General features: G+C 72.9%; 14 protein-coding genes, 4 tRNA genes and 1 pseudogene. 7 read left to right on the top strand and 12 right to left on the bottom strand.

The annotated features are described in order from the left end of the window. Positions 1–46: 46 nt before the first annotated feature. The 8 genes from ACFWA9_RS20335 to ACFWA9_RS20300 form a co-directional block, all read right to left on the bottom strand. A complete protein-coding gene (locus ACFWA9_RS20335; RefSeq protein WP_380388672.1) occupies positions 47–3,817 on the bottom strand; it encodes a hypothetical protein in 3,771 nt (1,256 codons plus the stop codon). Between the two features lie 741 nt (positions 3,818–4,558). Next, positions 4,559–4,638, bottom strand: a tRNA-Tyr gene (locus ACFWA9_RS20330). A 1-nt stretch (position 4,639) separates the two neighbouring features. Then, positions 4,640–4,734, bottom strand: a tRNA-Ser gene (locus ACFWA9_RS20325). A 22-nt stretch (positions 4,735–4,756) separates the two neighbouring features. After that, a tRNA-Ser gene (locus ACFWA9_RS20320) sits at positions 4,757–4,841 on the bottom strand. A 10-nt stretch (positions 4,842–4,851) separates the two neighbouring features. Next, positions 4,852–4,924: transfer RNA gene (locus ACFWA9_RS20315), tRNA-Gln, on the bottom strand. 757 nt (positions 4,925–5,681) lie between these two features. After that, entirely contained in the window at positions 5,682–6,806 is a 1,125-nt protein-coding gene (locus ACFWA9_RS20310; protein WP_380388670.1) for a hypothetical protein, read from the bottom strand. 649 nt (positions 6,807–7,455) lie between these two features. Then, positions 7,456–8,067 (bottom strand): SMI1/KNR4 family protein, encoded by a 612-nt coding sequence (locus tag ACFWA9_RS20305; RefSeq protein WP_380388668.1) that lies wholly within the window; start codon positions 8,065–8,067, stop codon positions 7,456–7,458. A 323-nt stretch (positions 8,068–8,390) separates the two neighbouring features. Continuing rightward, positions 8,391–9,098 carry a hypothetical protein gene (locus tag ACFWA9_RS20300; protein ID WP_380388667.1) on the bottom strand — a complete coding sequence of 236 codons (708 nt, stop codon included), beginning with the start codon at positions 9,096–9,098 and terminating at the stop codon, positions 8,391–8,393. A 209-nt stretch (positions 9,099–9,307) separates the two neighbouring features. On the opposite strand from ACFWA9_RS20300, the pseudogene ACFWA9_RS20295 reads away from it, so the two are divergent. Beyond that, positions 9,308–9,870, top strand: a pseudogene (locus ACFWA9_RS20295) (IS5 family transposase); the annotation flags it as partial. A 30-nt stretch (positions 9,871–9,900) separates the two neighbouring features. Here ACFWA9_RS20295 and ACFWA9_RS20290 read toward each other — a convergent pair. Further along, complete coding sequence (locus ACFWA9_RS20290) at positions 9,901–10,311, bottom strand: RidA family protein (protein WP_352294406.1); 411 nt, start codon at positions 10,309–10,311, stop codon at positions 9,901–9,903. A 383-nt stretch (positions 10,312–10,694) separates the two neighbouring features. Here ACFWA9_RS20290 and ACFWA9_RS20285 point away from each other — a divergent pair, with 383 nt between their 5' ends. The 3 genes from ACFWA9_RS20285 to ACFWA9_RS20275 all read left to right on the top strand — a co-directional run bounded on the left by ACFWA9_RS20285 (position 10,695) and on the right by ACFWA9_RS20275 (position 19,880). After that, positions 10,695–11,756 carry a cupin domain-containing protein gene (locus tag ACFWA9_RS20285; protein WP_380388665.1) on the top strand — a complete coding sequence of 354 codons (1,062 nt, stop codon included), beginning with the start codon at positions 10,695–10,697 and terminating at the stop codon, positions 11,754–11,756. Between the two features lie 151 nt (positions 11,757–11,907). Then, positions 11,908–16,839, top strand: a complete 4,932-nt coding sequence (locus ACFWA9_RS20280; protein ID WP_380388664.1) for a hypothetical protein — start codon at positions 11,908–11,910, stop codon at positions 16,837–16,839. Next, positions 16,836–19,880, top strand: coding sequence for a hypothetical protein (locus tag ACFWA9_RS20275; RefSeq protein ID WP_380388662.1), 3,045 nt, complete (start codon positions 16,836–16,838; stop codon positions 19,878–19,880). The genes ACFWA9_RS20280 and ACFWA9_RS20275 overlap by 4 nt, the downstream gene beginning before the upstream one ends. A 79-nt stretch (positions 19,881–19,959) precedes the next feature. Here ACFWA9_RS20275 and ACFWA9_RS20270 read toward each other — a convergent pair whose 3' ends face one another. The 3 genes from ACFWA9_RS20270 to ACFWA9_RS20260 all read right to left on the bottom strand — a co-directional run bounded on the left by ACFWA9_RS20270 (position 19,960) and on the right by ACFWA9_RS20260 (position 20,938). Next, the gene (locus tag ACFWA9_RS20270; RefSeq protein WP_380388660.1) at positions 19,960–20,211 is read right to left on the bottom strand and encodes a pyrimidine/purine nucleoside phosphorylase; all 252 of its coding nucleotides are present in this window, start codon (positions 20,209–20,211) and stop codon (positions 19,960–19,962) included. Positions 20,212–20,427: 216 nt separating this feature from the next. Beyond that, positions 20,428–20,571 (bottom strand): hypothetical protein, encoded by a 144-nt coding sequence (locus ACFWA9_RS20265; RefSeq protein ID WP_380388658.1) that lies wholly within the window; start codon positions 20,569–20,571, stop codon positions 20,428–20,430. A gap of 64 nt (positions 20,572–20,635) precedes the next feature. Beyond that, the gene (locus tag ACFWA9_RS20260; RefSeq protein WP_380388656.1) at positions 20,636–20,938 is read right to left on the bottom strand and encodes a hypothetical protein; all 303 of its coding nucleotides are present in this window, start codon (positions 20,936–20,938) and stop codon (positions 20,636–20,638) included. A gap of 457 nt (positions 20,939–21,395) precedes the next feature. On the opposite strand from ACFWA9_RS20260, the gene ACFWA9_RS20255 reads away from it, so the two are divergent. The 3 genes from ACFWA9_RS20255 (at position 21,396) to ACFWA9_RS20245 (ending at position 22,741) form a co-directional block, all read left to right on the top strand. Then, complete coding sequence (locus tag ACFWA9_RS20255) at positions 21,396–21,536, top strand: hypothetical protein (protein ID WP_380388654.1); 141 nt, start codon at positions 21,396–21,398, stop codon at positions 21,534–21,536. A 217-nt stretch (positions 21,537–21,753) separates the two neighbouring features. Continuing rightward, complete coding sequence (locus ACFWA9_RS20250) at positions 21,754–22,185, top strand: hypothetical protein (protein WP_352294418.1); 432 nt, start codon at positions 21,754–21,756, stop codon at positions 22,183–22,185. A 40-nt stretch (positions 22,186–22,225) separates the two neighbouring features. Then, complete coding sequence (locus tag ACFWA9_RS20245) at positions 22,226–22,741, top strand: hypothetical protein (protein WP_380388652.1); 516 nt, start codon at positions 22,226–22,228, stop codon at positions 22,739–22,741. Positions 22,742–22,776: the final 35 nt, after the last annotated feature.

Raw genomic sequence — 22,776 nt, 5'->3', positions numbered from 1 at the left:
CCGCCCGGAGGCCCGGGCGGCGCGCCAGCGATTACGTGACGACAGGTCAGGCCGAGAAGGAGCCGATCAGGTCGGCGACGACGTGGGTGGCGCCCCACTGGTTGGCGAAGGACACCCTCCCGTCCACCACCGGAACCATCACCAGCGTGGAGACCACCTCTCCCGGCCGGTAGTTGATGTTCGAGGCGTCCGGGCGGCCCGTCCCGTGCGGGTAGACCGTCAGGAAGCTCGTGTCGGTCGGCCACACGACGGTGACGTTCAGCAGTACCGAGGTCACCCCGGTCAGCGGCACGCCCTCGACCCCGGCCACCTTCAGACTGACCACGTCGCCGTCCCCGCCCAGGGCGCCGGCGCGGGCGCCGGTGCCGTCACGGGTGTCCAGCAGCCGCACGAGGTTCGACGGCGAGAACGTCGCGCCCGTCTCGCCGTAGTACCCGACGATGTCGACCCCCAGGTCCACCTCGCCCCAAGCGTTGTACAGGTCGACCTTGCCGTCCGCCCCGACCGGGACGGTCACCAGGTTCGACGCGTTCTGCCCCGCCGCGAAGTTGACGCCCGACGCGTCCGGCACCGGCTCACCGTGCGGATAGACGGTGAGGTAGCCGGTCCGGGTCGGGTCGACGGCCGTCACGCTCATCACGACCGCCGTCACGCCGCGGGCCGGGACGCCGGCGACCCCGGTCACCTTCAGCGGCACCACGCCGCCCCAGCCGACCCGGCCGGCGGGCGCGCCAACACCCGAGACGGTGTTCAGGATCCGTGTCGGGTCGACCGGGCTGAGCAGCGAGCCCGCGCCCCCGTCGGTGTAGTACCCGACGACGTCCACACCGAGGTCGACCTCGCCCCAGGCGTTGCGCAGATCTACCTTGCCCTTGGCCAGCGGGACCGTCACCAGGTTGGTGACGTTCTGGCCGGCGGCGAAGCTGACCGTCGGCAGGTCCGGCACCGACTGGCCGCTCGGGTACACCGAGATGGCGCTGTCGCGGGTGGGGTTGACGGCCGTCACGTTCATCACGACCGCCGTCGCACCGTTGGCGGGGACCCCGCCCGCACCGGCGACCTGCAGGGACACCACGCCGCCCTGATCGACCCGGCCGGCGGGCGCGCCGACGCCGAGTACGGTGTTGAGGATCCGTGACGGCGGCACCGGGACGAACCTGCCCTTGGTCGGCACCGGGGCGGGAGTCACCGTGAAGGCCTTGGTCAGGGTGGGCCCGCCGCTCCCGGCGCCGTCCAGCACCACGTCGTACGTCCCCGGCTGGAGCGCCGCGGTGGAGGCCAGGGCGTGCAGTTCCGTCCCGCCCGGGTTCACTGAGAGCGGCTTCATGGGGTACTGGGAGTCGCCCCCGCTACCGGTCAGCCGGAGCTTGGTGCCCAGGGTGAGGCCGTACCCGCGCACGGTGACCTGCACCTGCGTCCCGGCGGTGCCGGTGGCGGGGCTGATCGAGTTCAGCGCGAGGATGTTCGGCTGGCCTCCGCAGGCGCCCGAACGGCGGTCGCACGTCCCCTGGAAGCTGTACTCGACGGGCGTCGCGGCCTTGCCGGGGGAGACCACGAGGAGGGCCTGTCCGGCGGCGGCGCCGAGGTTGGCCCGGCACTGGCCGGCGAACTCGCCGTAGTTGACGTCGCACCAGTAGCTGGGGTTGGACTCCTCCCATGCCTGTGGCCCCAGCAGGTCCAGGAGCGGCTGTTCCATCGACGGTGCGGAGGACGTCCCGGCGACGTTGAAGGCCTGCGACGGCTGCATGTCGACCACCGCGCAGTACGCCGGCGAGGACTCCGTGAGCACCCCGCCGCGCAGGGAGAAGCCCGCCACCGAGACCGGGTGGGCGGTGCACTCCGGCGCCCACCCGGCCGCTGTACCGACCTTCCAGGTGTCCACGTCGCTGTGGATCGGGGCACCCTTGTAGCCGGCCGCGAGCACGACCAGCGTGTACGAGGTCGAGCCGGTGACCTTGCAGTAGTAGCCGAACTGCACGCAGACGGTCCGGCCGCTGGCGTCGGCCACCTGGAGCTGCACGGTGGCGTCGTACCGGCCGGCGGTCGACCGGGCGCTCAGCCAGAGCTTGTCGGTGGCGGCGGCGTCGAGCCGGATGCAGCGGGCGTCCAGCGTCGCGTTCAGGTCCAGTGGGAGTGACCGGCCGCCGACCGTGGTGGCGTTCGGGGTGAGGCAGGTCGCGGTCGGTGAGATGTCCCGCCGGGCCACCTTGTAGGTCTCACCGTGGGCACCGGCCAGCAGCATCGTGTAGGGCGCCCCGGCGTTGAAGGCGCAGCTGAAGGCCACGCCCTCGCAGACCACGTCGCCCTGCGGGTCGACCACCTTCAGCGAGGCTCCGCCCGTGTTGGTGGTGTTCGTGTAGTCGATGCTCTCGGCGGTGCTGTGCTGGTCGACGGGCAGAGCGAAGCAGGTCTGTGGCAGGGCCTGGGTGGTTGTGACCTCCGTGCCCCAGCCGCCGTCGAAGGCGCTGCGCGGCCAGGCCGTGCAGCCGGCCGTCTCGCCGGTGCGGTGTACCAGCAACTGGAAGGCCTGGTCGGGCGCGCCGTTCGGCAGGACGCGGAACGGCGCCGTTCCGGTCAGCTTGCAGACCGTGGCGCCGTACGCGAACGGGTTCTCGCACTGCTTGACGCCGGCCGCGTCGAGCACCGTGAAGTTGGCCCCGGCCACGTCCCCGGGGGGCCGGTTGAGCAGGTAGAGGCCGGTGCCGGTGGCGGTGGGAAGGATGAGACAGGGGGCCTGGCCCGATGCGCCGACGGTGCCGGCGACGGGACCGGACACCATTCCCGTGTCGCCGGCCGCGGTGCAGCCCCGGGTCTCCCTGTCCGAGCGAAGGACCATGCCGAAGGCCTGGCCGACGGCGGTACCCGGGTCGACCACCCAGGTGTAGTCGCCGGGGGACAGCTCGCAGTTCGCCCCCGGCGCGCAGCTGACGTTCAGCCAGGTCCGGTCGGGTGCGAACAGCTCACCGGTGAGGCGGCGGCCGTCGGTGGTGAATGCCGCGAAGGCGTACGGTGCCTGCTCGGTGATGCGCAGCGTGCGGCAGCGAGCGACCGGGCTCGGGTCCGGGGAGGTACCGAAGGACTGCGGCTCCACGACCGCGCAGTCCTGCGTGCTGGCGAGCCGCGCCATGGTGAGGTCGTACGTCTGCGCGGAGCCGTAGCCGTCCTGCGCCATGATCCGGAACGGGGCCTGACCGGCCGTCGTGCAGTCCAGCCGGGAGGAGTCCCAGTTGCTGGTGCCGGAGCAAATCCGGCGGCCCGTGGCGTCGTAGACGGACCGGGTCACGTGGTAGTCCGCGACGTGGGTGCGCAACTGGTCCCCGACCGCGAGATCGGCGGCGAGGAAGCAGTCGCCGGCGGATCCGGTCGGCAGCGAGCCGTGGAAGACGGTCGGTGCGGCGAGTGAGAGGTCGTCGGCGCTCACCGCCCGGCAGGCACCGGGCGCCAGGAGCGTCCGGTACGAGACCGAGAGGCCGACCGGGAAGGAGTACTCCTCGCTGACCCGCAGTGTGTAGGTGCCCGCCTGCGTCGTGGCGCAGCTCAGCATCGCTCCGTACTGGGAGTCGCTCAGCCTGTCGCAGGCCACCTCGGCGCCGTCCGGCCCGAGCAGGGCCTTGCTCAGCGAGCCCGAGGTCGCGAGGACCCGGACGAACAGCAGGTCGGGGGCCTGGGGCAGCGTGAACGAGAACGACACCGGCGTCGTGGGTTCGAGAGTGCAGGCGGCGACCGCACCGGCGGTGAGGGTCGTCGGGCACTGGCCGCTCGGGTCGGCCTGTTTCAGCTCCCGGGCGGCGGCCTGGGCCTCGGCCTGCGGGTCCACCGTCGGCAGGGCTGTCGGGCCCTCGGTGGGTGCCGCGTTCGGAGCGGTCGGGCTGGGCGCCGTCGGGTCCGGAGCGGTCGGGCTCCTGCCGGCGCTCGCCTGTGGCGCCGCGGTGGCTGTCGGCGGCGCCACAGCGGCTGCGGGACCGCTCTGGCCCACCAGTGCGACCAGAACGGCGAACAACAGGGCGGCCGGTGCGGTAGGGCCCGCACTTCTCCGTCCCCGTCGCGTGTGGCTGCCCGATGGCAGCAGTTTCATGGTTCCCCCCTCGTCCGATGCCCCCGATTCCTGTGATGATCACCGGAGTTCGTGGGCAGGCGGATTCTAGCCAGCGGTGCAGCCGTTCGACTACGCGCGGGTGCACGGAGGCACCGGCGAGTGGACCTTTCCGGTGGCACCCCGTCCGTCGTCTGCCGCGTTGTCCGCCTCACCGGCCTGCGGGCTGGGGGTGGAGGGCAGGGCGGCGGGCGGAGCACTCCTCACGCCCTGAACCGCCGCGGTCCCCACGCTCCGCACCGCGGCCCCGGAAGCGCCGACCGAATTCCTCAGAGAACGCTGCGTTCCGTCGCGGCCGCACTTCTCGCCCGACGGGTCCACGGACCAGTGGCGGGCCGGGCGTGCGTGAGCCGAGTGGAGCGACTGTGGGTGTGAGCGACTCGGGCGTACACCGTCCGGCACGGGTCCCCGGCGGTGGGGTGGTGTCCCTGCTTCCGGCCTCGCTCCGGGGACGTCGACGGAAGGTGGGCGAGGACGGATTCGAACCGTCACAGCCGAAGCGGGGGTGTTACAGACCCGTGGGCTCTCCCATGCCCAGCTCGCCCTTGGCGGAGGAAGTGGGGGTCGAACCCACACGGGTGCTCGCGCACCCCAACGGTTTTCAAGACCGAGGCTGGCGCCACTCGTCGGCTGGCTCCTCCAGTGAACCGCTCGGGTGTCGCGCGGAGAGTGCGCGGATCGAACGCGCGCGGGCGTGAACCCGACGACGGCTTAGCAAGCCGCTGCCTTACCACTCGGCCAACCCTCCAGGACCTGCGCTGCCGGACGAGGATTCGAACCCCGAACCTCCTGAACCAGAGTCAGGCGTGCTGCCAGTTGCACCATCCGGCACTACGAGGCGACATGAGAAGAGCCGCCCTGGCGGGGGAGAGCCCCCGAGGACGGCCAGGCACTTCGGGTGCCGGTCTACCGCGCGGAGGGATCTCCCTGGCTCTGCTGCGAGCTTGAGGAACGCTGATACGACTGGCTGCTGCTCATGACGTACGTTCCTCTCCGGGTGATGTCTGGCTGATGCGCCTACTCTGCGGCACGGCCGAGCGTGCGAGCAACCGGATTCTTGACCCGAAGGATTGTGGCCAGGTCGGACGTGGTGCCCGAGAACGGCGGCCCCGTCCGGCCATTGGTGCTCCGCACGGCAATGCGGAGGCCGCGGAGGTAGTCGGTTCGGCCGGCCCTGCCCGAGGGCGAGTTCGTTCGACAAGCCCGCTCGCCCCGGCACCGATGCCCCCAGCCTCCCCCCGTCGACGCTTACCTCTTCCACACCCCGTGGCACAGCCAGCACCTACCCGACGACACCACCGGCCTCCACCGCCCGGACCATGCTCTGCGCCTCGCAGTCGACCACCTGGACACGGTCCGCGAGGACGACCGCTTCGGCTTCCTCGTCCTGCCGACCGAGACTCTCGCCCGAGCGGTTGCACGACCTGGTCTGCCCATGGACCGAGGCCGGCCGACGGGGTGCCCGCTCGACGCGGCTGCCGGCCTGCCTTGTCCTCGGCGAGGTCCGCGGCCTTGTCATTCTCGAATGGGCCGATGTCCCAGGTACCCATGACGATCTCCTCGCGACCCGGGCGCCTTGCCCGGAGGTTCATGGAGTGGCGGGCGTGACCTCAGTGGGTGCGCGGTCCCGGGCTTCCCCGAGCAGCCGTTCCATGTGTGCGGTGCGGGCCAGTCCGGGGCAGAGTCGGTGGGCGCGGCGGAGGGCGTCCTGGGCCCGGTCGAACTGTCCGGCGTGGGTGAGTGCGCCGGCGAGTGTGCATGCCGCCTCGGCCCGCCAGAGGCGTTCGGGGTGTCGGTTCTGCTGGCGTCTGGCGGTGGTGACGGCGTCGTCGGTCCGGTCCTCGAAGCGTGCGAGGTCGGCGCTGGCGGGAACCATGAGGTCGACCTTGGCCTTGGGGGCGTCGATCGCGTCCATCGCGCTGCTCAGGCGGGGCAGGTAGCTCTCACGCGGGAGCGTCCCCGCGTCCGCCGCGCCGGCGATTGCGCTGCTGACCAGCAGGATTTCGCTGTGGCGGCCGTCGGACCAGCCCTGTGCTGTGGCCGCGCGGCCCCACTGCTCCGCCTCGGCGTAGCGGCCCTCGGCGAGGGCGAGCAGTCCGCGGTCCAGATCCGGCCGGTCCTGCTCGGTCAGTTCCGGTACGGCGGCGCGCAGGTCCGCGACACGACCCTGGAGGACGGCGGTCGTGGCCCGGACGTCGGCGGAGGAGCTGAGCGGGAGCGACGACGGCTTGAAGGGGACCACGAGGAGGATTCGGCCGGTGCCCAAGGGGCCGCGCAGGGTGGATGCCACCCGTACGAGTGTCGCGCCGATCGCGGCCGCGCCCACGGGCCAGGCGCTCGTGCCCAGGAGCCAGGCCCCGGCCGCGAGTTGGAGGACGACCGACAGGGCGGTTCCGAGCCACACGCGCAGCCTCGCCAGCGGGGCCCGGCACGCGAACCAGGCGACGTCCAGCGGTCCCGGGATCTTCCTCAACTGGACGAGGGTCTCGCCGATCACGACTTCGGCCAGGATCTGGCCGCGCCCGAGACTGACGTAGGCGATCTTCTTGCTCTGCAGGCGGGCGGTGGCCAGGACCCATGCCTGGGTGGCCAGCGCGGACAGCACCAGGCCCGCCAGGGCGAGAAGCTGGACCCGCAGGGTGGCGGGCCTGTCGTCGGCGAACAGGGCGGTGGCCGACAGGGCGGCGAGCGTGGACCAGAGGACGTTCTTCACGGCGACAGCCTCCGGCACCAGGCGGCCGCTGTGAAGATCACGTGACCCACCTGTGATCACGAATTTCCGCAGGTCCGAACGCCGAGACCGGGGCCGCCCAGCCCGGGATCCGTAGACAAGAGCAGGAGACTCAAGTCCTCCAGCCGGGTGGCGCCATCGGAAGGCGGTCGGTCAGACCCGGGCACTGCCCTGTGCCACCGGATCGATACGGCTCCAGGACCGCCCTGTTCGACGCCGAGGCCGAGGCGCTGCCGCGGTTCGACCGACCCAACCCAACCCGGCCCGGACCGACGACGCGCACGGCCATCTACGAGCCCGAGGACCTCCTCGGGTGCCGTCGGCCTGCTCAACTGATCCCGCCGGCGGTCGCGAGAGTTCAACCCGGGAGGCATGTCAGAGAGCCGAGCAAGAAGGCTTGCCTGCTGGCCGATCAGGCAACCCCGGCCGTGCTGCGGCTGGTGCCCTCTCGTCTGCGGCTCCCCGTCCCCTGCGGCGACCTCGTGCTCCTGTCCATGCGTCATAACGCGATGACCGTCGCTTTCGGCAACGGGCGGCAAGGCTTCACCGGGCCAGCAGCGTCGTTCACAACCATGCCGTGAGTGCGGGTCCAGTGGCGTATCGCCTCGTCCTCCGGTTGGGGCGCGTCGCGCTAGGCTCGCACGGGCGCGCCGGGGCCACGCCAGTCACCGGTGGTGATTCCTTCCAACTCGTCCGCCGCCTGCTGGAAGAAGGCGGACAGCGACGCGTAGACGCCTTCGTCGGGCAGGTCGTACTCGGCCCACCTGCCGACCGTCCCGTTGGCCGTATCCAGGAACGTCCCGTAGAGGCCGTCGCGCTCCGCCGTGATCGGCACCCACTCCGGGCGCCACGACGGGCAGTCCGGATCGTCGGAGGGTTCCATTCGCTCCACGGCGAGCCGGTGGAGGTAGACCCGCTCGATGTCCGCCAAGCCGAGCAGGAGATGACCGCCGGGAACGGGTACGTCGCAGCCCCGCTCCACCAGGGTCTCGCGGGGCTCGCCCCGCCAGCCGGTGTCCAGGTCGTGTGCGAGGAGCCATTGCCGCAGCTCCGGCGGCAGTGCCAGACCCATGCGCACCTCGGCCCGGCCGATGGCCTCCGAGTCCCCCGGCCCGCCGAGGACGGCGACGACCCCGGGGTCGTAGCGTTCGAGCCACGCGGTGAACCGTGCCCAGGCCGCCCGCAAGTCTCCTGAACCGTCCACCTGAGTTCCCTTCAGTTGCATCGACAGCTGATCACGCATGGGAAGACCGTAGACGAAGCCACCGACAAGGACGTTCGGCCTGGAACAAGGCTGAGCAAGCGACCGGGCAGAACTGCCTCCCGGCGTCGGGCGTCCCACCGGCCGGAACGGGGTGGGTCAGTGCCGGACGCCGGCAGCCGTTGACACCGCGGCAATCCGACGGTAGGCGCCAACGGTCGACTGTGAGGCGACTTGTATCACCAGCCACACAGGGTTGCCCTGTTTGCCGATCTTGATCTTCAACGTTGCGCGGCGAGATGGGCTTGGAGCGTGGGTTCGCGTTTGTGGCTCAGCCCACATGCTCTCGCCCTGGTGGAACGGCTTCAAATAGCAGGCCCCGGGTTGCGCGGCCGAGGTGCGGGCTGGTCCGGCATGGGCTTCCACGGCTGCACGGCCGGGTCCGGGTCCGAGGACGGTGAGGCGCCCATGGCACGAAGGCGCGCGAGGTTGGCGGCCTGTCGTTCCTTCTCGGCCGTACTGCCGTACGGCATGGAGGGGGCTCGGGGCGGCGGTGCGGGGTAGCGGCCGGCTGCCAGCCTCAAGCCGTGACCGCACTGATCCTGGGTCTGGATGATGTGCGAACGGGACGGCGGCTCAGGCCAGATGGTGATCTCGTAGTCCTCGACGGGTTCGCTGACAACGCTGTCGGGTGCGGTGTCCCGGCCGCGGGCCTTGACGAGGAGGCGGTACCAGCCCGGGCCCTGCGCGCTTAGAACGGGAAGTCCGGGCACCGGGCCGTCGGACAGCGAGTCGACGCGCAGATTCCCGCGCGGGGCGTGGACGCTGGCCTCGACGACCTCGCTCCAGCGTGGGTCCGGGCCTTTCCCGTCGTCGGGGCGGGCGGTGAGAACGGTGACGTACGCACACGCCGGCCCGGTGTGGATACCGGTGTGGATACGGGCACCTGAGGTCATGGTGATGACCAGACCGTTGGAGTAGTCGTCTTCAGGGCCGACCGGGATAAGGCCGGTGTCCAGCAGGCCGAAGGATCGATCGGAAACGTGCACGAGGACCGGGGTGGCGGTCGGCACGGGGCGCTCCTCTCGCAACTGGCTCCAGATGAGGGATTCAGCGGGCCACCCGCCGGACTGTGGGCCCGAACCGTGCCAAGGCTTCGGACCGGGCCCTCGGGGCGGGTCAGGCTACAACCCGCGCCGTGAAGGGTCGCCGTCAAGTACCCGCTCCCACCGGTAGAACTGCGACATGGTTCCGCCCTGTGAGTTCTGGTTGTTCACCGTGGAACTCCACCTCCTGCCGGGCCCACCGGCATGCCGCCGGGGCCCGCAGAACAGCGCCGCGAGTGCGGGGAAAGGCGCACGCGCTGTTCTGCGGGCCCCGGGGCAGCCTGGCCTGCAAGATCCACCTCGCGAGTGAAGGCGGGCGCCGCCCTCTGGCCATGTTGATCACTCCAGGCCAGTGGGGCGCCGCCCCACAGTTCGTCCCGGTCGTGCAACGCATTCGGGTCAGTCGCCTGGGCGGCCGGCATCCGCGGACCCGGCCCGACCACCTCGGCAGCGACAAGGCGTACTCGTCCCGCCGCATCCGTCGCGACTTGTGACGACGCCAGATCAAGCACACCATCCCCGAACCGAAGAACCAGCGGGCCAACCGCCGACGCCGCGGCAGCAGGGCGTCCGGCCCGCCGCCTTCGACAAGGCGATTCCCAAGCGCAGGAACGAAGTTGAATGGACGATCAGCGCGTTGAAGAACTTCCGGGCGGTGGCCACGGGGTTCGACAAGAGGGCCCACATCTTTCACGGCACCGTGACCGGCGCGGCAATGCGCCTGTGGCTTGGCTCCTGAACTCGCCGAAGAGCCTGTAAGTACCCAGGATCACCGGACGAGTCCGATGGCCTCAATCTCGATCATCCACTCAGGGTTGGCGAGTGAGGAGACCTCCACGAACGACTCCGCGAGGTGGGGCTTGTCCGGGAAGTGCTCCGCGCGCAACTTGGCGAAGATGTCCTGCTGCGCGATGTCGGTGACGAACACGGTCGCCTTGACTACCTCGCCGAGGCTGGAGCCCGCGTTGGTGAGGACAGTCGACAGATTCGCGAGCGCCTGACGGGCTTGCGTCTCGAAGTCCCCCGCGCCGACCGTGGCCCCCTGGGCATCAATCGGCGCCTGCCCCGACGTGAAGACCAAGTTCCCGACTCGGACGCCGAGCGATATACCGGCCGACTCGTACCAGTCGGGTTCCGCGGAGACACGCACGCGCTCGGCGGCAGGCTGTGTAACGGACATGCTGACACTCCCTCAAAGCTGCACACATATGGAGCCGGGCAGTTGTGCTCACCCCGGCTTGATCGACAGCCGAGAGATCCTGGGATTCATTCCCGAGGGCTCGCAAGTTCGCCTCCGCACAGCTCCGGATCCTCCTCGATGCCGATCGCTTACAGCAGGTCGATCTCCTTCAGCGCCCGACCCCGTTCCGCGTCGTCCGGCCGGGAGGCGATTCCCTGGCCGCTCATGACCGCAGCCGGGGGAACCACGACGACAACGACGTCAACGACTCGGGAAAGGCGGATTGGTACAACTACCCCAACACCAACGTGTTCCGGGACGACAATGACTGACATCCCCACGACCGGCCCGGCACGAGTGCCACAGACGAGGAGCCACGCGATATGGCGACAGCAACCGGCGAACAGGCGACGCGGACGCGTGGCGGGAGGCTCGTGTCCGCGCTCTCCTGGATGCTCGATCCGGTCGAGCGGGAGACCTTCGAAGAGGAGTTCTGGGAGAGTCGGAGCCTGCACGTCAGTCACGCGGATCCGCACTACTTCTCCGAACTCCTGACCCTGGACGACGTGGACCGACTGCTCGCGCTGGTCGACGCCAATCTGGACACCGTTCGGATCATCAGGGACGGTCAGGAGATCTCGGTCTCCGAACTGGTCGCGTCGAACGGTTCCACCGGCCGGACCACCGCGGTCGAAGCCGTGTACCAGCACTACCGCACCGGATCCACGATCGTGCTGAATTCCCTGGACCGACGGTGGGAGCCGTTGGGCCGGTTCGCGGCGGAACTCGGCGCGGAGATCAGCGCGCGGCCCCAGATGAACGTCTATCTCACCCCGGGAGGCAACGAGCGGGGGTTCGCCCCCCACTACGACACCCACGACGTGTTCATCCTTCAGGTCCACGGGTCCAAGCGGTGGTCGTTGTACGGGAGCGCGCACGAGTTGCCGCTGCGGAGCCAGCCGTACAACCATGCCGATCCGCTGCCGGAGGAGGCCGAACAGGAGCTGGAGCTGACGGCCGGGGACCTGCTCTACCTCCCGCGCGGCACGGTCCATGCGGGGACCTCGATGGACTCCGCCTCGGTCCACGTCACCATCGGTGTCCACCCGTTGCTGTGGGCATCGGTCCTCCAGGACGCGGTCGGGCAGGTGCTCGCCGACGACGTCCGGTTCCGGACCGCGCTCCCGCTGGGCTTCGCCAGGAGCGGCCCCCTCCAGCGGCGGACCGAGGACACCCTCGGTGAGCTGGTCGAGCTGCTGGCGTCGAGGCTCGCGCCGGCGACCATGACGGCCGAGGCCGTGAAGCACGCCGCCGCCATCGGGCCGACCAGCCTGCGTCACCATCTGAGCGACCTGGAGGCGCTCTCCTCCCTCCGGCCCACCACCACCGCGAAGAGTCCGCCTCTCAAGGTCGAGCGCATCGCCTACGGCCCGGGGCGCGCGTGACCCGCCGTGGCCGGGCGGGATCCGCCCTCCCAGGGGGTTGCATTGCCGCGAGGGCGGGTCGACGCTGGAAGGGAACCCGTCGGGCAGGCCCGATCGCACCGCGCCCCGGCCGGTCGGCGGCCGGGGCCCGATCAGCAGAGTGAGAGCCACCATGACCGCGCTGGTGGACGTGTTACGCGCCGCACATCTGATCACGCAGCTCCCGCTCCCCGCGGGCGGGGAACTGTCGGCCCTCTCGGCCACCACCGCCTCCACGGCAGCGCCCTTCGACGTCGAGCTGACGATCGGCGGCTTCCGCGGGACCGTCCACGGAGTGACCGCGAGCGGCGGCCCGGCCTCGGCCCGGCTCACCCTCCCGCTCACCGGGGTCGTGTTCGCCGGGCAGGCCGACGGAACGGCGCTGTCCCTCACGGTGGCCGGTCCTGCCGTCGCCACGGTGGACATCGACCCGAAGGGCGTCCACTGGGCGCTCACCGGGCCGGTCGACGGGACCGCGACGCTCACCCCGGCCCCGGCCGTCGTACACGCGGCGCCGGGCGGCACCACCGTGTCGCTCGGGCTGACCACGGCGGCGCTGCGCATCGCCGACGGCGCGCCCGCGTTCGAGCTGGCCGGCACCGTCACGGTCGGCGGCCTGCCGTCGGCCGGGCCGGTGCCGCTGGACTTCGCGCTGACCGTCGGCCGGCCGGGCTTCGCCGGCGGCGTGAACGCGACGACGGGCCCGGTGGACTACAGCCTCTGCTGGAGCGGAGCCGGCGGGCCGTTCCCCGACTCGATCGACGTCAGCACGCCGTTCAACCCGCCGCCGACCGTCGTCGCGGGCGTCGCGCCGGCCACCGCCGGCCGGTCGGTGGTCCGGGCCCGGTTGGTGCACGACGCCGGCGGCTACCACGGGACGGTCGCGGTGGAGTCCGGCGAGGACGGCGTGCTGTGGGACGCCGACCCCTATCTCGCGGCCGCGGCGGTGCTGGTCACCGCCACCGTCGGTGGCACGGCGCCGGTGGCGAAGGACCACGACGTCGCCGGTCTCGCCGCGCTGGCCGCCGAGGCCCGGCTTCTCGTCGGGGGCACCGGGGCCGGCACCGGGATCCTCCCCGAGGGCGCCGGGAGCCACGGCCGGACCACGGTGACCGCGGTCCGGTTCGACCCCGCCACCCCCGGCCTCGCCAGGATCGACTACCGCGCGGAACTCGACTGCCGGATCCGGTCGACGATCCTGACGGCGGGCACCGTGTCGCCCATGCGGGTCGCGGTCCGCGACGCCCTCCTGGAGTACGGCTCCGGCGCGCCCCTGCTGAGCTTCGAGGGCGCGTCGATCGACGTCTGCGACACCGGGCGCTGGGAGGTGTCCCAGCCCTCCGGCCTGCTCCAGGTGACCGGCGTGCGCTCCGGCCACGGCTCGTCCTTCTTCGAACTGGACCTCCGCCTGACCTTCGACCTCGGCCCGGTCCACTCGGCCGGCGGCGTCCTGCGGGTCTCGCTCGACGACCACCGGGTGTCGCTCCAGGGGTTCTCGCTGTCCCTGGACGTGCCGGATCTGGTCTCCGGCGAGGGCCGGATCGCCTTCGGCGACGACGGGGCCTTCTCCGCGACGCTGCGGGTCGGGATCACCCCGCTGAACCTCGCCGCCGACGCCGGGCTGACCACCGAATCGCTGGACGGCACCCGCTCGATCCTCGCGGTGCTGGGAGTGACCCTGCCGGCGCCGGTGCCGCTCGCCGACAGCGGGCTGGGCCTGTTCGGCATCGAGGCGGTCCTCGGGCTCAACCGCGTCCCGACGATCGGCGGGACTGTCGAGCAGCGGCTGGACTGGCAGCCGGACGCGGCGCACACCGTCAAGCGGCTCGGAACGCACCTGTTCGGGGCCGGTGTCGCCGTCGGCACCCTGCCCGACCTCGGCCTGGCGTTCTCCGCGCTCGGCCGGGTCGTCGTACGCACCCCCGACCTCGGCCTGCTCGTCGCCCTCGACGCCACCGTCCTCTCCACGCCCCGCGACGTGACCCGGGAACCCGACACCACCACGACCGCCCGGCTGACCGGCCTGCTGTCCGTCGGCGCCGAGGAGCTCTACGCGGGCGTTGCCGGCCACTACCGCGTCCCGCCCGACGACCCCGAGCACCCCGGGGCGTGGCACCTGCTCCAGGTCGACGTCCCCGCGGAGGCCCGCTACGTCCGGGGGGCCGGTGACAGCGACTGGTTCGTCCATCTCGGGGCCGCGCCCGGTTACGGCACGCCGGTCCGGGCGACGCTGCTGCCCGAACTCTTCGCGGTCGGGGCCGAGGCCTTCCTGATGCTGCGGGGCAACGGGTTCCCGAAGCCGCTGCCGGGGCTGCCGGCCACCCCGGCCGCGGGGTTCGCGGCCGCGGCCGGGTTCTCCTTCCGTGCCAAGTACGGTGTGCCGCCGGTGTGGGCCGAGCTGTCGGCCGGCGCGGTGGCCGCGGTCGCCAGCGCGCCGGTGTTCGTGGCCGGCGCGGCGGACGTCCGCGGCTCGCTGCACCTGGGGCCGTTCAGCCTCGGCCTGAACAGCACCCTGACGCTGCGACTGGGCCCCGGTGAAGCGAAGTTCGCCGAGCTCAAAGCCTGTGGATCGATCGACCTGTGGCTGTTCGAGCTCAGCGGCTGTGTGCACCTGACGTTCGGTGACAGCGAACTGGTCGAGCCCGATCCACCGGCGGACCCGCTGGTCTCGGCGACCGTGGCCGACTTCGCCGGGGCCGCCGCCACCGACGGCACGATGACCCCGACCTCGGACGGCGCGCCCGCGATGTGGCCCGACGGCGTCCTCCTGCTCGGCTTCGCGCCCGGCCCCGCCTACACCGGACCGCCCGGCGAACCGTTCCACCGGGCCCTCGACCAGACCTCCGCCCCACCCGGCCCCGGCACCGGAGCCGCCCCGGACGGCACGATAGGATCACCCGGCTACCCCGGCCACTGGACGCTGACCGGCCTGACCCTCCAGCGGCTGGACAACGGCGTCGGCGTGCCCCTGACCTCCCGACTGCCCGCCTGCTGGCAGCTTCCGCCCGGCGTGGCGCCGAACACGCCGACCACCGGCCGGGTGCTGGCCCTGCTGACCGACGAACCGGCGCTCTGGACGCGGCACCTGCTCAATGGCGGTGCGAAGGACCTCGCTGACCCGGTCGCGCGGTTCCGGCGCGACTGCGCCGGCGACTGGTCCGCGGCCCCCGGCTGGGCCGTGGGCGGCCGGGCCGTCCCGGACGGCGTCTCCTGGCGGCTCCCGTCACTCGCCGACGGGCCGTCCACGCCGGGGCCGACCCCCGCGACCACCGCCACCGTCCGGGCCACCGCGAGCACCGTGGTCACGGCGCTGGCACCGTTGGACCCCGTCCCGGCCGTCCCCTCGTCGGCGCCGGTGCTGGCGCCGGGCACCGCCCTGGTCCCGGGCGGGCCGCCCGACACCGGCCCGGTGCCCGTCTCCTTCCCGTCGACGTTCCCGCCGACCGAGTTCCCCGGCCTGCTGCCGCTCGCCGACCTGGTGGTCGTCCCGTTCGAGGGCGAGGGCCCGCGGCCGGCCCGGACGACCCTCGCCCTGGACTCGCCGCTGGTGCCGCGGGAGCGGACCGGCGTCGCGCCGACGCTAGTCCTCCGGTACACCGCGGAGTCCTTCCGGGGCGTCGAGGTCTTCACCGAGCGGCCGGGCAACCGGGCCCGGGTGGAGTGGACGCTGACGGACACCCAGAAGACGTCCGGCGGTCTCCTGGGTGTCTTCGAGTACCGGCCCGGCGACGGCTCTCCCGCGCCCGTGGCCACCGTGACGGTCCGCCACGGGCTGGTCCCGGCCGCCCGCCCAGTCGGTCCGCTGCTGGCCGTGGTGGCGATCGGCGGCGTCACCACCGTGGCCGCCGACGCCGTCGACCACGCCCGGGCCGCCGGCAAGGCCTCGATCGCCGAACGGAAGAAGTCACGCGCCCTCGCGCTCGGCAACCTGTTCGTCGAGGACGCCACCTACCGGCTGGACGTCACCTGGGCGGGCTCGCTCGACGGCAGCCCGCAGACCTCCGGCGGTACCGAGAGCCGCTGCTTCCGGATCGCCAAGCACCAGGCGACGCGCCCGTCGGAGGCTACGCTCCACAGCGACGTCAGCACCTTCCACCCGGCCATGCTGGGCCGGTACCTCAAGGGCTACTCGGCCGGCGGGGACGCCCCGGTGTTCTACGAGGACCGGCTCGTCGCCACCTTCTCCACCGACACGGTCTCCACCGTCGCCCGCCTGTACGGCTACCTCATCGGTCTCGAAGTCGCCCGGACCGACCCGCCGCCCAGCTGGGCGCAGCCGCAGGACCCGCCGCCCAGCTGGGCGCAGAACCAGGACCCGCGCCTCAAGCAGCTGCTGACCGGTGGCCTGGCCCCGTCGGCGCGGTTCGGGCTGATGGATCCGGCCGATCGGCACGGCGTGACCGACACCGTCCTGTCGGCCTGCGCATGGCCCGTCACCGCCGCCGATCTGGCGGTGCAGGCGGTCCTGGTCCCCGACGCCTGCTACGACCTGGCCGCCGTGGCCGAACTCCGAACGGACACGGCCCAGCCCGACCGGGTGCGGACCCCCCTGCCGCACGTCTCCTTCCGGACCAGCCACTGGGCCGACGCGCCCGGAATGTTCGAGGACCTCGGCTTCGGCGGCCCGGTGGACGCCGTGCAGCACCTCGTCGTCCACACCGCCCCCACCGACCCGGGCGAGGACAGCGACGGCGCCCTGCGCGCCGCCCTCGACCGGGCCGGTGCCGACCCGGGCCCACTGGACACCTGGGCCCGCACCACCGTGCTGTGGGTGCCCGACGGCGCGGGCGGACACGCCGTCGGCGGGGTGCTGCTGGAGGCCGCCGAACCCCTGGTGCGCGCGGGTCGGCTGAAGGACCCCGTCCTCACCGGGTTCGTCACCCGCACCGACCGCGCCACCACCGCGGCGCTGTGCGTGCCGCCCGCCCCCGTCCCGGCCGGTCCGCTCACCCTCACCTGGCAGGAACGCGCACCGGAGAAGGCCGACTGGGTCAGCCACTTGGCGACCCTCGTTCTCCCCGCGCCTGCCACGGTGCCGACGCTCGCCCTGGAGGTGTGGCCATGACCACGGGACCGGCCTGGGTCAGCCCCGCGCTGCTCGCCGCGGAGTGCGTGAGCGTCCCGCAGGACGAGGCGAGCGGCGCGGGGCTGCCGCCCGGCGTGCACCTGCGGGTGTTCCCCTCCCCGCTGATCGGCTTCCCGGTCTGCCCGTTCACCGTCTGGCGGGCCGGGAGCGCGACGCTGTCCGCCGACCCCTTGCCCGCGGAGTTGCCCGACGGCTCCCGGTGCTTCACCGGCACGGGCGCGCAGGGCCTGCTGGTCGGCGCGTGGGGCGGCCCCGACCGCACCGTCACCCTCGTGGACGCCGCCGGACGCCCGGGGCCCGGGTGCACCGGGCGGCCCCCGTTCACCCGCCGCCCGTTCGTGGCCCGGGTGCCGCTGCCGGGGCTGCGCTACCAGGGGCCGGGCACCGACCTGGGCCTGGCGTCCTACCGGTCCGGGCCGCGGGTCGAGGGCGCGGTGGTCACACCCCCGGCCTGGCTGGGCGCCCCGCCGGTCGACGCGATCGGCGCCGCTCTGCCGGAGGGCCTCTGGTGGTGCGGTGCCGATCGCGCGTACCACTCCGCGGACAGCGAGGCCCGGGTGCGCCGCGGGGTTCCCGACAGCGCCGCGCCGCCGTACGACCCGGCGCCGGAGGACCCGGTGGAGCGCGCCGCCGCCGCGGCCCGGCACCTGGAGGCCGACATCGGCAGACTCTGGGCGCGGGACGCCCATGCGTCACCGCCCTCGCTCGCGCCGCTCACCTCGCTGTCGCTGTCCGGCGCGGGCGCTGACCAGAAGGAGGTCACGGTCGACGCCGACCTCTCGCTCCCGCTCTGGGCGGCCGCCACCGACCCGGCCGTGGCCCGCTGGTGGGGCTTCGCCACCACCCTGGACGCGGACCCGGTGCCGCTCGTCGGCCGGGAGCTGGTCGGCTGCTTCGCCGTCGCCGCGCTCTTCGCGATCGCGCCGACGGAGCGCAACGCCCTGCTGCTGCGGCTGCTGCCGGACGCGGCGGATCCGATGGAGCAGGCGTTCAGAAAGGCCCTGTACCAGGCCCACACGGCGAAGGACCTGCTCGGAAAGGCCAAGGAACTGGAGGCGGGCGGACAACGGCTGGTCAGCCTCTGGACGATCGCCGTCGCGACGCCGCCCCCCGACCCGCCCGACCCGCCCGAGGTCGACGCCGTGGCCGACCTCACCCGGTGGAACCCGGCCCAGGACGCGGCCGGCGCACCCGACGGCACCCGGACGGTCTCCCTCACCGTACGGAACGCCGTGGCCGGCCCGCTCGCGGTCAGGCGCGAGCCCGGCACGTGGCTCAACCCGGTAACCGACGACACCGGGCCCGATCGGCAACCGATCATCGCGGCGTCCGCCGGACCGGGCACCGGGGCCGCCCTCGTCACCGACACCGACTGCCCGGCGGGCAGCGCGCGCTGGCTGGTCGCCACGGCCGACCCGTGGGGCCGCTGGTCGGACTTCGGCAGCTCGGGCGACGTCCAGCAGCCCACCCGGCCCGACCCGGCCGTTCCCGCGGCCGCCCTCGACTACGCCCAGGCACTCGCCGTCCCCACCGACGACGCCCCCGCGAGCCCGGGCACCGTCACCGTCCGGGCGACCCTCAACGCACCCCTGGCCGGCGGCGCCCCGATCAGCTCGGTAGAAGCCGAACTCACCGGCACGCCAAGCCCGTTCATCCTGCGCAAGCTGGCCGACGGGCTGTGGACGGCCGACGTCGCCGCACCGCCGACCACCCCCGGTACCAGCCTGGAGCTCTCCTGCACCGTCACCGCCACCTACCAGGACGGCACCACGACCTCCACGCCCGCCGGCCTGACCGTCCACGACCCGCGCCCCTACACCAGCCCCCTGCGCGGCGAGGTGATCCTCTTCAGCGGCGACCGCCGGCCGGACGGCTTCGCCGAGCTGGACCTCTGGACCGACCGGCCGGCCGGCGCTCCGGCCGGCACCACCTGGCGGCTGTACACGGGCGAGGAACAGAGCCCGGGCACCGCCGGAGCCGCCGGACAACCCCGCTGGCAGCGCGCCGAGAGGCTCCGGGACGACACCGCCGCCGGACAGACCCCGATGGCCCGGGCCACCGAGGCGACGGTGACCGAGACCGACGGACGGCTGCGGATCCGCTGCCCGCTCCCCGGGCGGCTGGAGTCGCTGCGGGCCCTGCAGCTCGCACCGGTGAGCGCCGCCGGGCTGGAGGCGCCCCGGGACCGGCGGGGCGGCTGCGTCGTCGCCGTCCCCCTGACCGACGCGCCCCCCGCCCCGCTGCTCACCGCCGCCCTCGACCCGGACGGCCGCACCGTCCGGCTGAGGGTGTCGGTCGCCTTCCCCGGTGACCGGTCGGCCGGCGGGGGGACCGCGCCGCCGATCGCCCGACGGCTCGGTCCGGGCGGGGAGGCCGCCCCGCTCGTCCGGGTGCGCCGGTCCGCAGCCGGTGGCGCGCCCGCCGCCTGGCCGGTGCTCGCCACGGTCGACATGCGCCCGGAGCCGCCCGACAACCCGGCCGACGGCTGGCGGTGGACCGGCGAACTCGCCGACACCCTGCCGCCCGGCACCCCGGCCTGGGCGCCGCTGCGCTACACCTGCCAGGCGGCCTGGCCCGCCGAGCCCACCTACCGGCCGGGCGCCGAGCCGGTCGCCGGCGCGTTCGCCCAGACCTTCGGGGCGCCCGCCACGGTCGCCCGGCCGGGTGTGTGGAGCCCGCCCTCCGAGCCCCGCGGGGTAGCCGCGCCCCAGCCGCTCCCGGCCGTCGTACCCGTCTACACCACGCACGGCGACGGCACCGCGAGTCTCGCCGTCACGGTGCCGGCCACGCACCCGGCCGCGGCGCCCTGGACGCTGTCCGCCGCCACCACGGCGGCCGGGCCGGCTGACCCGACTGGCCCGACGCCGTCCACCCCGCCGTCCATCGCCGGTGCCGGGCCCGAACTGCGCCTCGACGCCCTTCCCGGCCAACCGCCGCCGGAGCAGTGGCTGGTGGCCCTCACCACCCCGGACGGCCGCACCCTCCCCATGGTCACCGGCACCGGCGCCGCGCCGGCCTGACGCCGCCGCGACGGGCGTGTTCCCCCCGTGCCCGGCGCGGCGCCCGTGCTGGGCGCACCGGCGGGCCGCGCGGCCGGAATCAGTCGCGGTACTCGCAGAGGTAGGCGGTCTCGACGTCGGCCTTGACCTGGAACGCGCTGTCGGCCGGTACGTCGAACCGCTCGCTGGCCTCGAACGTCTCCCACTGCTCGGAGCCGGGCAGCCGGACGGTCAGGGCGCCGGAGACCACGTGCATGATCTCGCGCTTCGCGGTGCCGAACCCGTACGCGCCGGGCGCCATGACGCCGACGGTCGCCGGCCCGTCCGCGGCGGTGAAGGCGATCGACGTCACCGTGCCGTCGAACTACTCGTTGACCTTGAACATGGGCGTCCTCTGGGGGATGAGCAGGGGGGGACCGGCCCGCCCGTAGCGGGCCGGTCCGCGGGTGGGGGGAAGGGTAGCGGTGGGGAGTTCGTCGTTGGGGACCGGTCCGAATGACGGTCTGCCGGTCGGGGCCGAGCCGCTTCGGCCGGGCGGGGCCCGCGGTGGTCACGCGGGGGTGGGACGTCACTGCCAGACGCGGTAGACCGCCTCCCGTGCCTGGCCGAGGTACTGGTGGTAGGTGCCCAGGTGCCAGGCCGCCCACGAGGCCCAGCCCCGGCCGGTGCCGCCGTTGTCGATCTTGAAGGCCTTTCGTGCCGACCGGCCCATGTCCTGCCAGCTCTCGGCGGTGACGATCCCGGCGTCGTGGCCGTGGACCTCGGGGTACCAGTGCTCATTGATCTGCCGGGCACCGAGCTCCTTGGGGCCCGGGTCGGGGTCGGTGGGGGAGGTCGGTGTGGACGGCCAGCCGGTCGCAGCCGGACTCGGCCATGGCGATAGCCGCCGCGGAGATCGCGTCGTCGTTGCGGCCCTCGCCGGACTTGTCCTTCGCGAAGCCCGCCCACTGGGCCTCGCGGGCGTAGGCGTCGATGCCGCTCTGGTCACCGGCGGCGTCGGCGGTGAAGGTGGTCGAGGTGAGGCTGAGGGCCAGGACGGCGACCGAACCGGTCAGCAGAGCGCGGGTCTCGCGCAGCACGGGGGTTCTCCCTTTCGGTGCCGGCCCGGAATCGGGCCGGCACAGGGAAGGACGCTGGGCAGCGCGCGTAGACAGGCCGTCAACAAGTGATGGACGGCCGGGTCGTCCAGGGCGATGCCACCGGCCGCGAGCCCGGCGATCCACCCCTCCGGCACGCTGGCGACCGGCACGGCGACCACAGGGCCGACGGGTTGGCGACCGGCGGCCGCGCTGCTCCCTCGCGGCCGCTGGGCGAGCGGGCCGGGAGCCTCATCGATGACAAGCCGCTCAGGGTGAACGGAACGATCACCTCCGCGATCCCCCGAAAGCGCGGCAGGGACTACCAGGTCACCTACCGGGTGGGCGATCGCGACTACTCGACGGCAACCCTCGGCCTCAAGCGCGTCGCACATCCGGCCGTCGGGGTGAGCGCCCCGCTGGAGGTGGCCGCCGGCGACCCGGCGACAGCGCGCGTGGTGTGGGCGACCCCTACCCGGACGAGGACCTGCCCGCCACCTGCCTGCTCGCCCCACTGGGCGCCGCGGCCGCCCTGCTGATCCTGTTCCGGTGCGCTCTCCTCGGCGCCCGGCGCGGCAGCAAGCCGGCCACACCCGCCTGAGCTCGTTGTTCAACCCCACTGGTCAGTCGACCTGCTGATCCGCGGTTCTTCCCGGGACAGCGAAGGTGGCCGTTCTCCACGCTTCGAGATGTCGAGTCACGAAGAAGCCGGAGAACGGCCGCTGCCCATGCGGCGGACTCCGCGTACGGAAGGAGCCCCGACGGCTCGGGGTCTCAAATCGATTGCCTCGGTACCCGGCACGGTGTGATATGTGGGTATGAGCAGAATGGCGCAGGTCATCGTGTTGGCGCGGTACGAGGACGAGGTGATGGAGCCGCTGACGCGGCCGGACGAGGCCCGCACCTGGCACGGCTGCTTCGTGCGGATTCCCTGGTTTGTTGGGGGTTGGCACATCGAGTTCGAGCGGTGGAACCGGCGCCGCGGGGTACTCAAGGACCTGGAGTCCCTGCCGTGGAACGAGCCCGCCTGCGTGCAGGTCATGCTCCACGACGAGGACGACGACCTGTTCGGTCTGTGGATGTTCCGCGACGGGGTCCTCGTCGAGGTGGGCATCCCCGGCACCCAGCGGGTGCACATTGCTGCCCCGCCGTGGGAAGTGGACCCCGGCTTCCTGGTCCAGACCGGCCTGGGCAGGGGCGAGGACCGGCACTCACCAGAGCACGTACAAGACCCGCGGTCGTGCTGGTGACCCGGTCCCGACCGGGGCCGGGCAGTCGCTGAAGTCGCCATTGCTGATCCTGCCCGGGGCTGGACGGGTTTCATCTGCCTCCGAACATGATCGACCGGACAGGCCCTGGCTAGAAGAACACGGCCCATGGCTCGACGGCGAAGGTGAAATCCCCATCACCCACGGCACGTTGGTCCGCCTCCCGGTCGAGCACCGGCCTGGCGAACGCGAAGCGAAGCCGCTGTGGCTGTGCTCCTCGGCCACCGGCATCGACACCGCACACGTGGACCGGATACGGCGCACCTTCCTGCGCGGATTCGACATTGAGCCCGCGTTTCGCCTGCTCAAGGGCGCCCTCGGCTGGATCGCGCCGCACTTCCGCGCACCGGACACCGCCGACCTGTGGACCCGGCTGGTCGTCGTCGCCCACACCCAGTCTCGCCTGGCCCGCCCGCTGGCCGCAGACCTGCGCCGCGCCTGGCGTGCGTGCAGCCAGGGTGGTGATCCTCACACGAGAACGCGTTGCCGCTCCGGCGGCCGCCGGGATACCAAGGAGGTTGGTATCATTGACCCGTGACGGAGAGGCAGCCACCGCCTTGCGCTTTGCGATCC

This window comes from Kitasatospora sp. NPDC059973, assembly GCF_042737525.1.
Lineage (GTDB): Bacteria > Actinomycetota > Actinomycetes > Streptomycetales > Streptomycetaceae > Kitasatospora.
The sequence above is the reverse complement of the archived record's forward strand: the minus strand, read 5'-3'. Positions and strand labels throughout refer to the sequence as shown.

Excerpts from the sequence above, each read along its gene's own strand:
- ACFWA9_RS20305 (WP_380388668.1), bottom strand. The coding sequence starts at position 8,067 with ATGCGTGATCAGCTGTCGATGCAACTGAAGGGAACTCAGGTGGACGGT.
- ACFWA9_RS20290 (WP_352294406.1), bottom strand. The coding sequence starts at position 10,311 with ATGTCCGTTACACAGCCTGCCGCCGAGCGCGTGCGTGTCTCCGCGGAA.
- ACFWA9_RS20285 (WP_380388665.1), top strand. The coding sequence starts at position 10,695 with ATGGCGACAGCAACCGGCGAACAGGCGACGCGGACGCGTGGCGGGAGG.
- ACFWA9_RS20280 (WP_380388664.1), top strand. The coding sequence starts at position 11,908 with ATGACCGCGCTGGTGGACGTGTTACGCGCCGCACATCTGATCACGCAG.
- ACFWA9_RS20275 (WP_380388662.1), top strand. The coding sequence starts at position 16,836 with ATGACCACGGGACCGGCCTGGGTCAGCCCCGCGCTGCTCGCCGCGGAG.
- ACFWA9_RS20265 (WP_380388658.1), bottom strand. The coding sequence starts at position 20,571 with ATGGGCCGGTCGGCACGAAAGGCCTTCAAGATCGACAACGGCGGCACC.
- ACFWA9_RS20250 (WP_352294418.1), top strand. The coding sequence starts at position 21,754 with ATGAGCAGAATGGCGCAGGTCATCGTGTTGGCGCGGTACGAGGACGAG.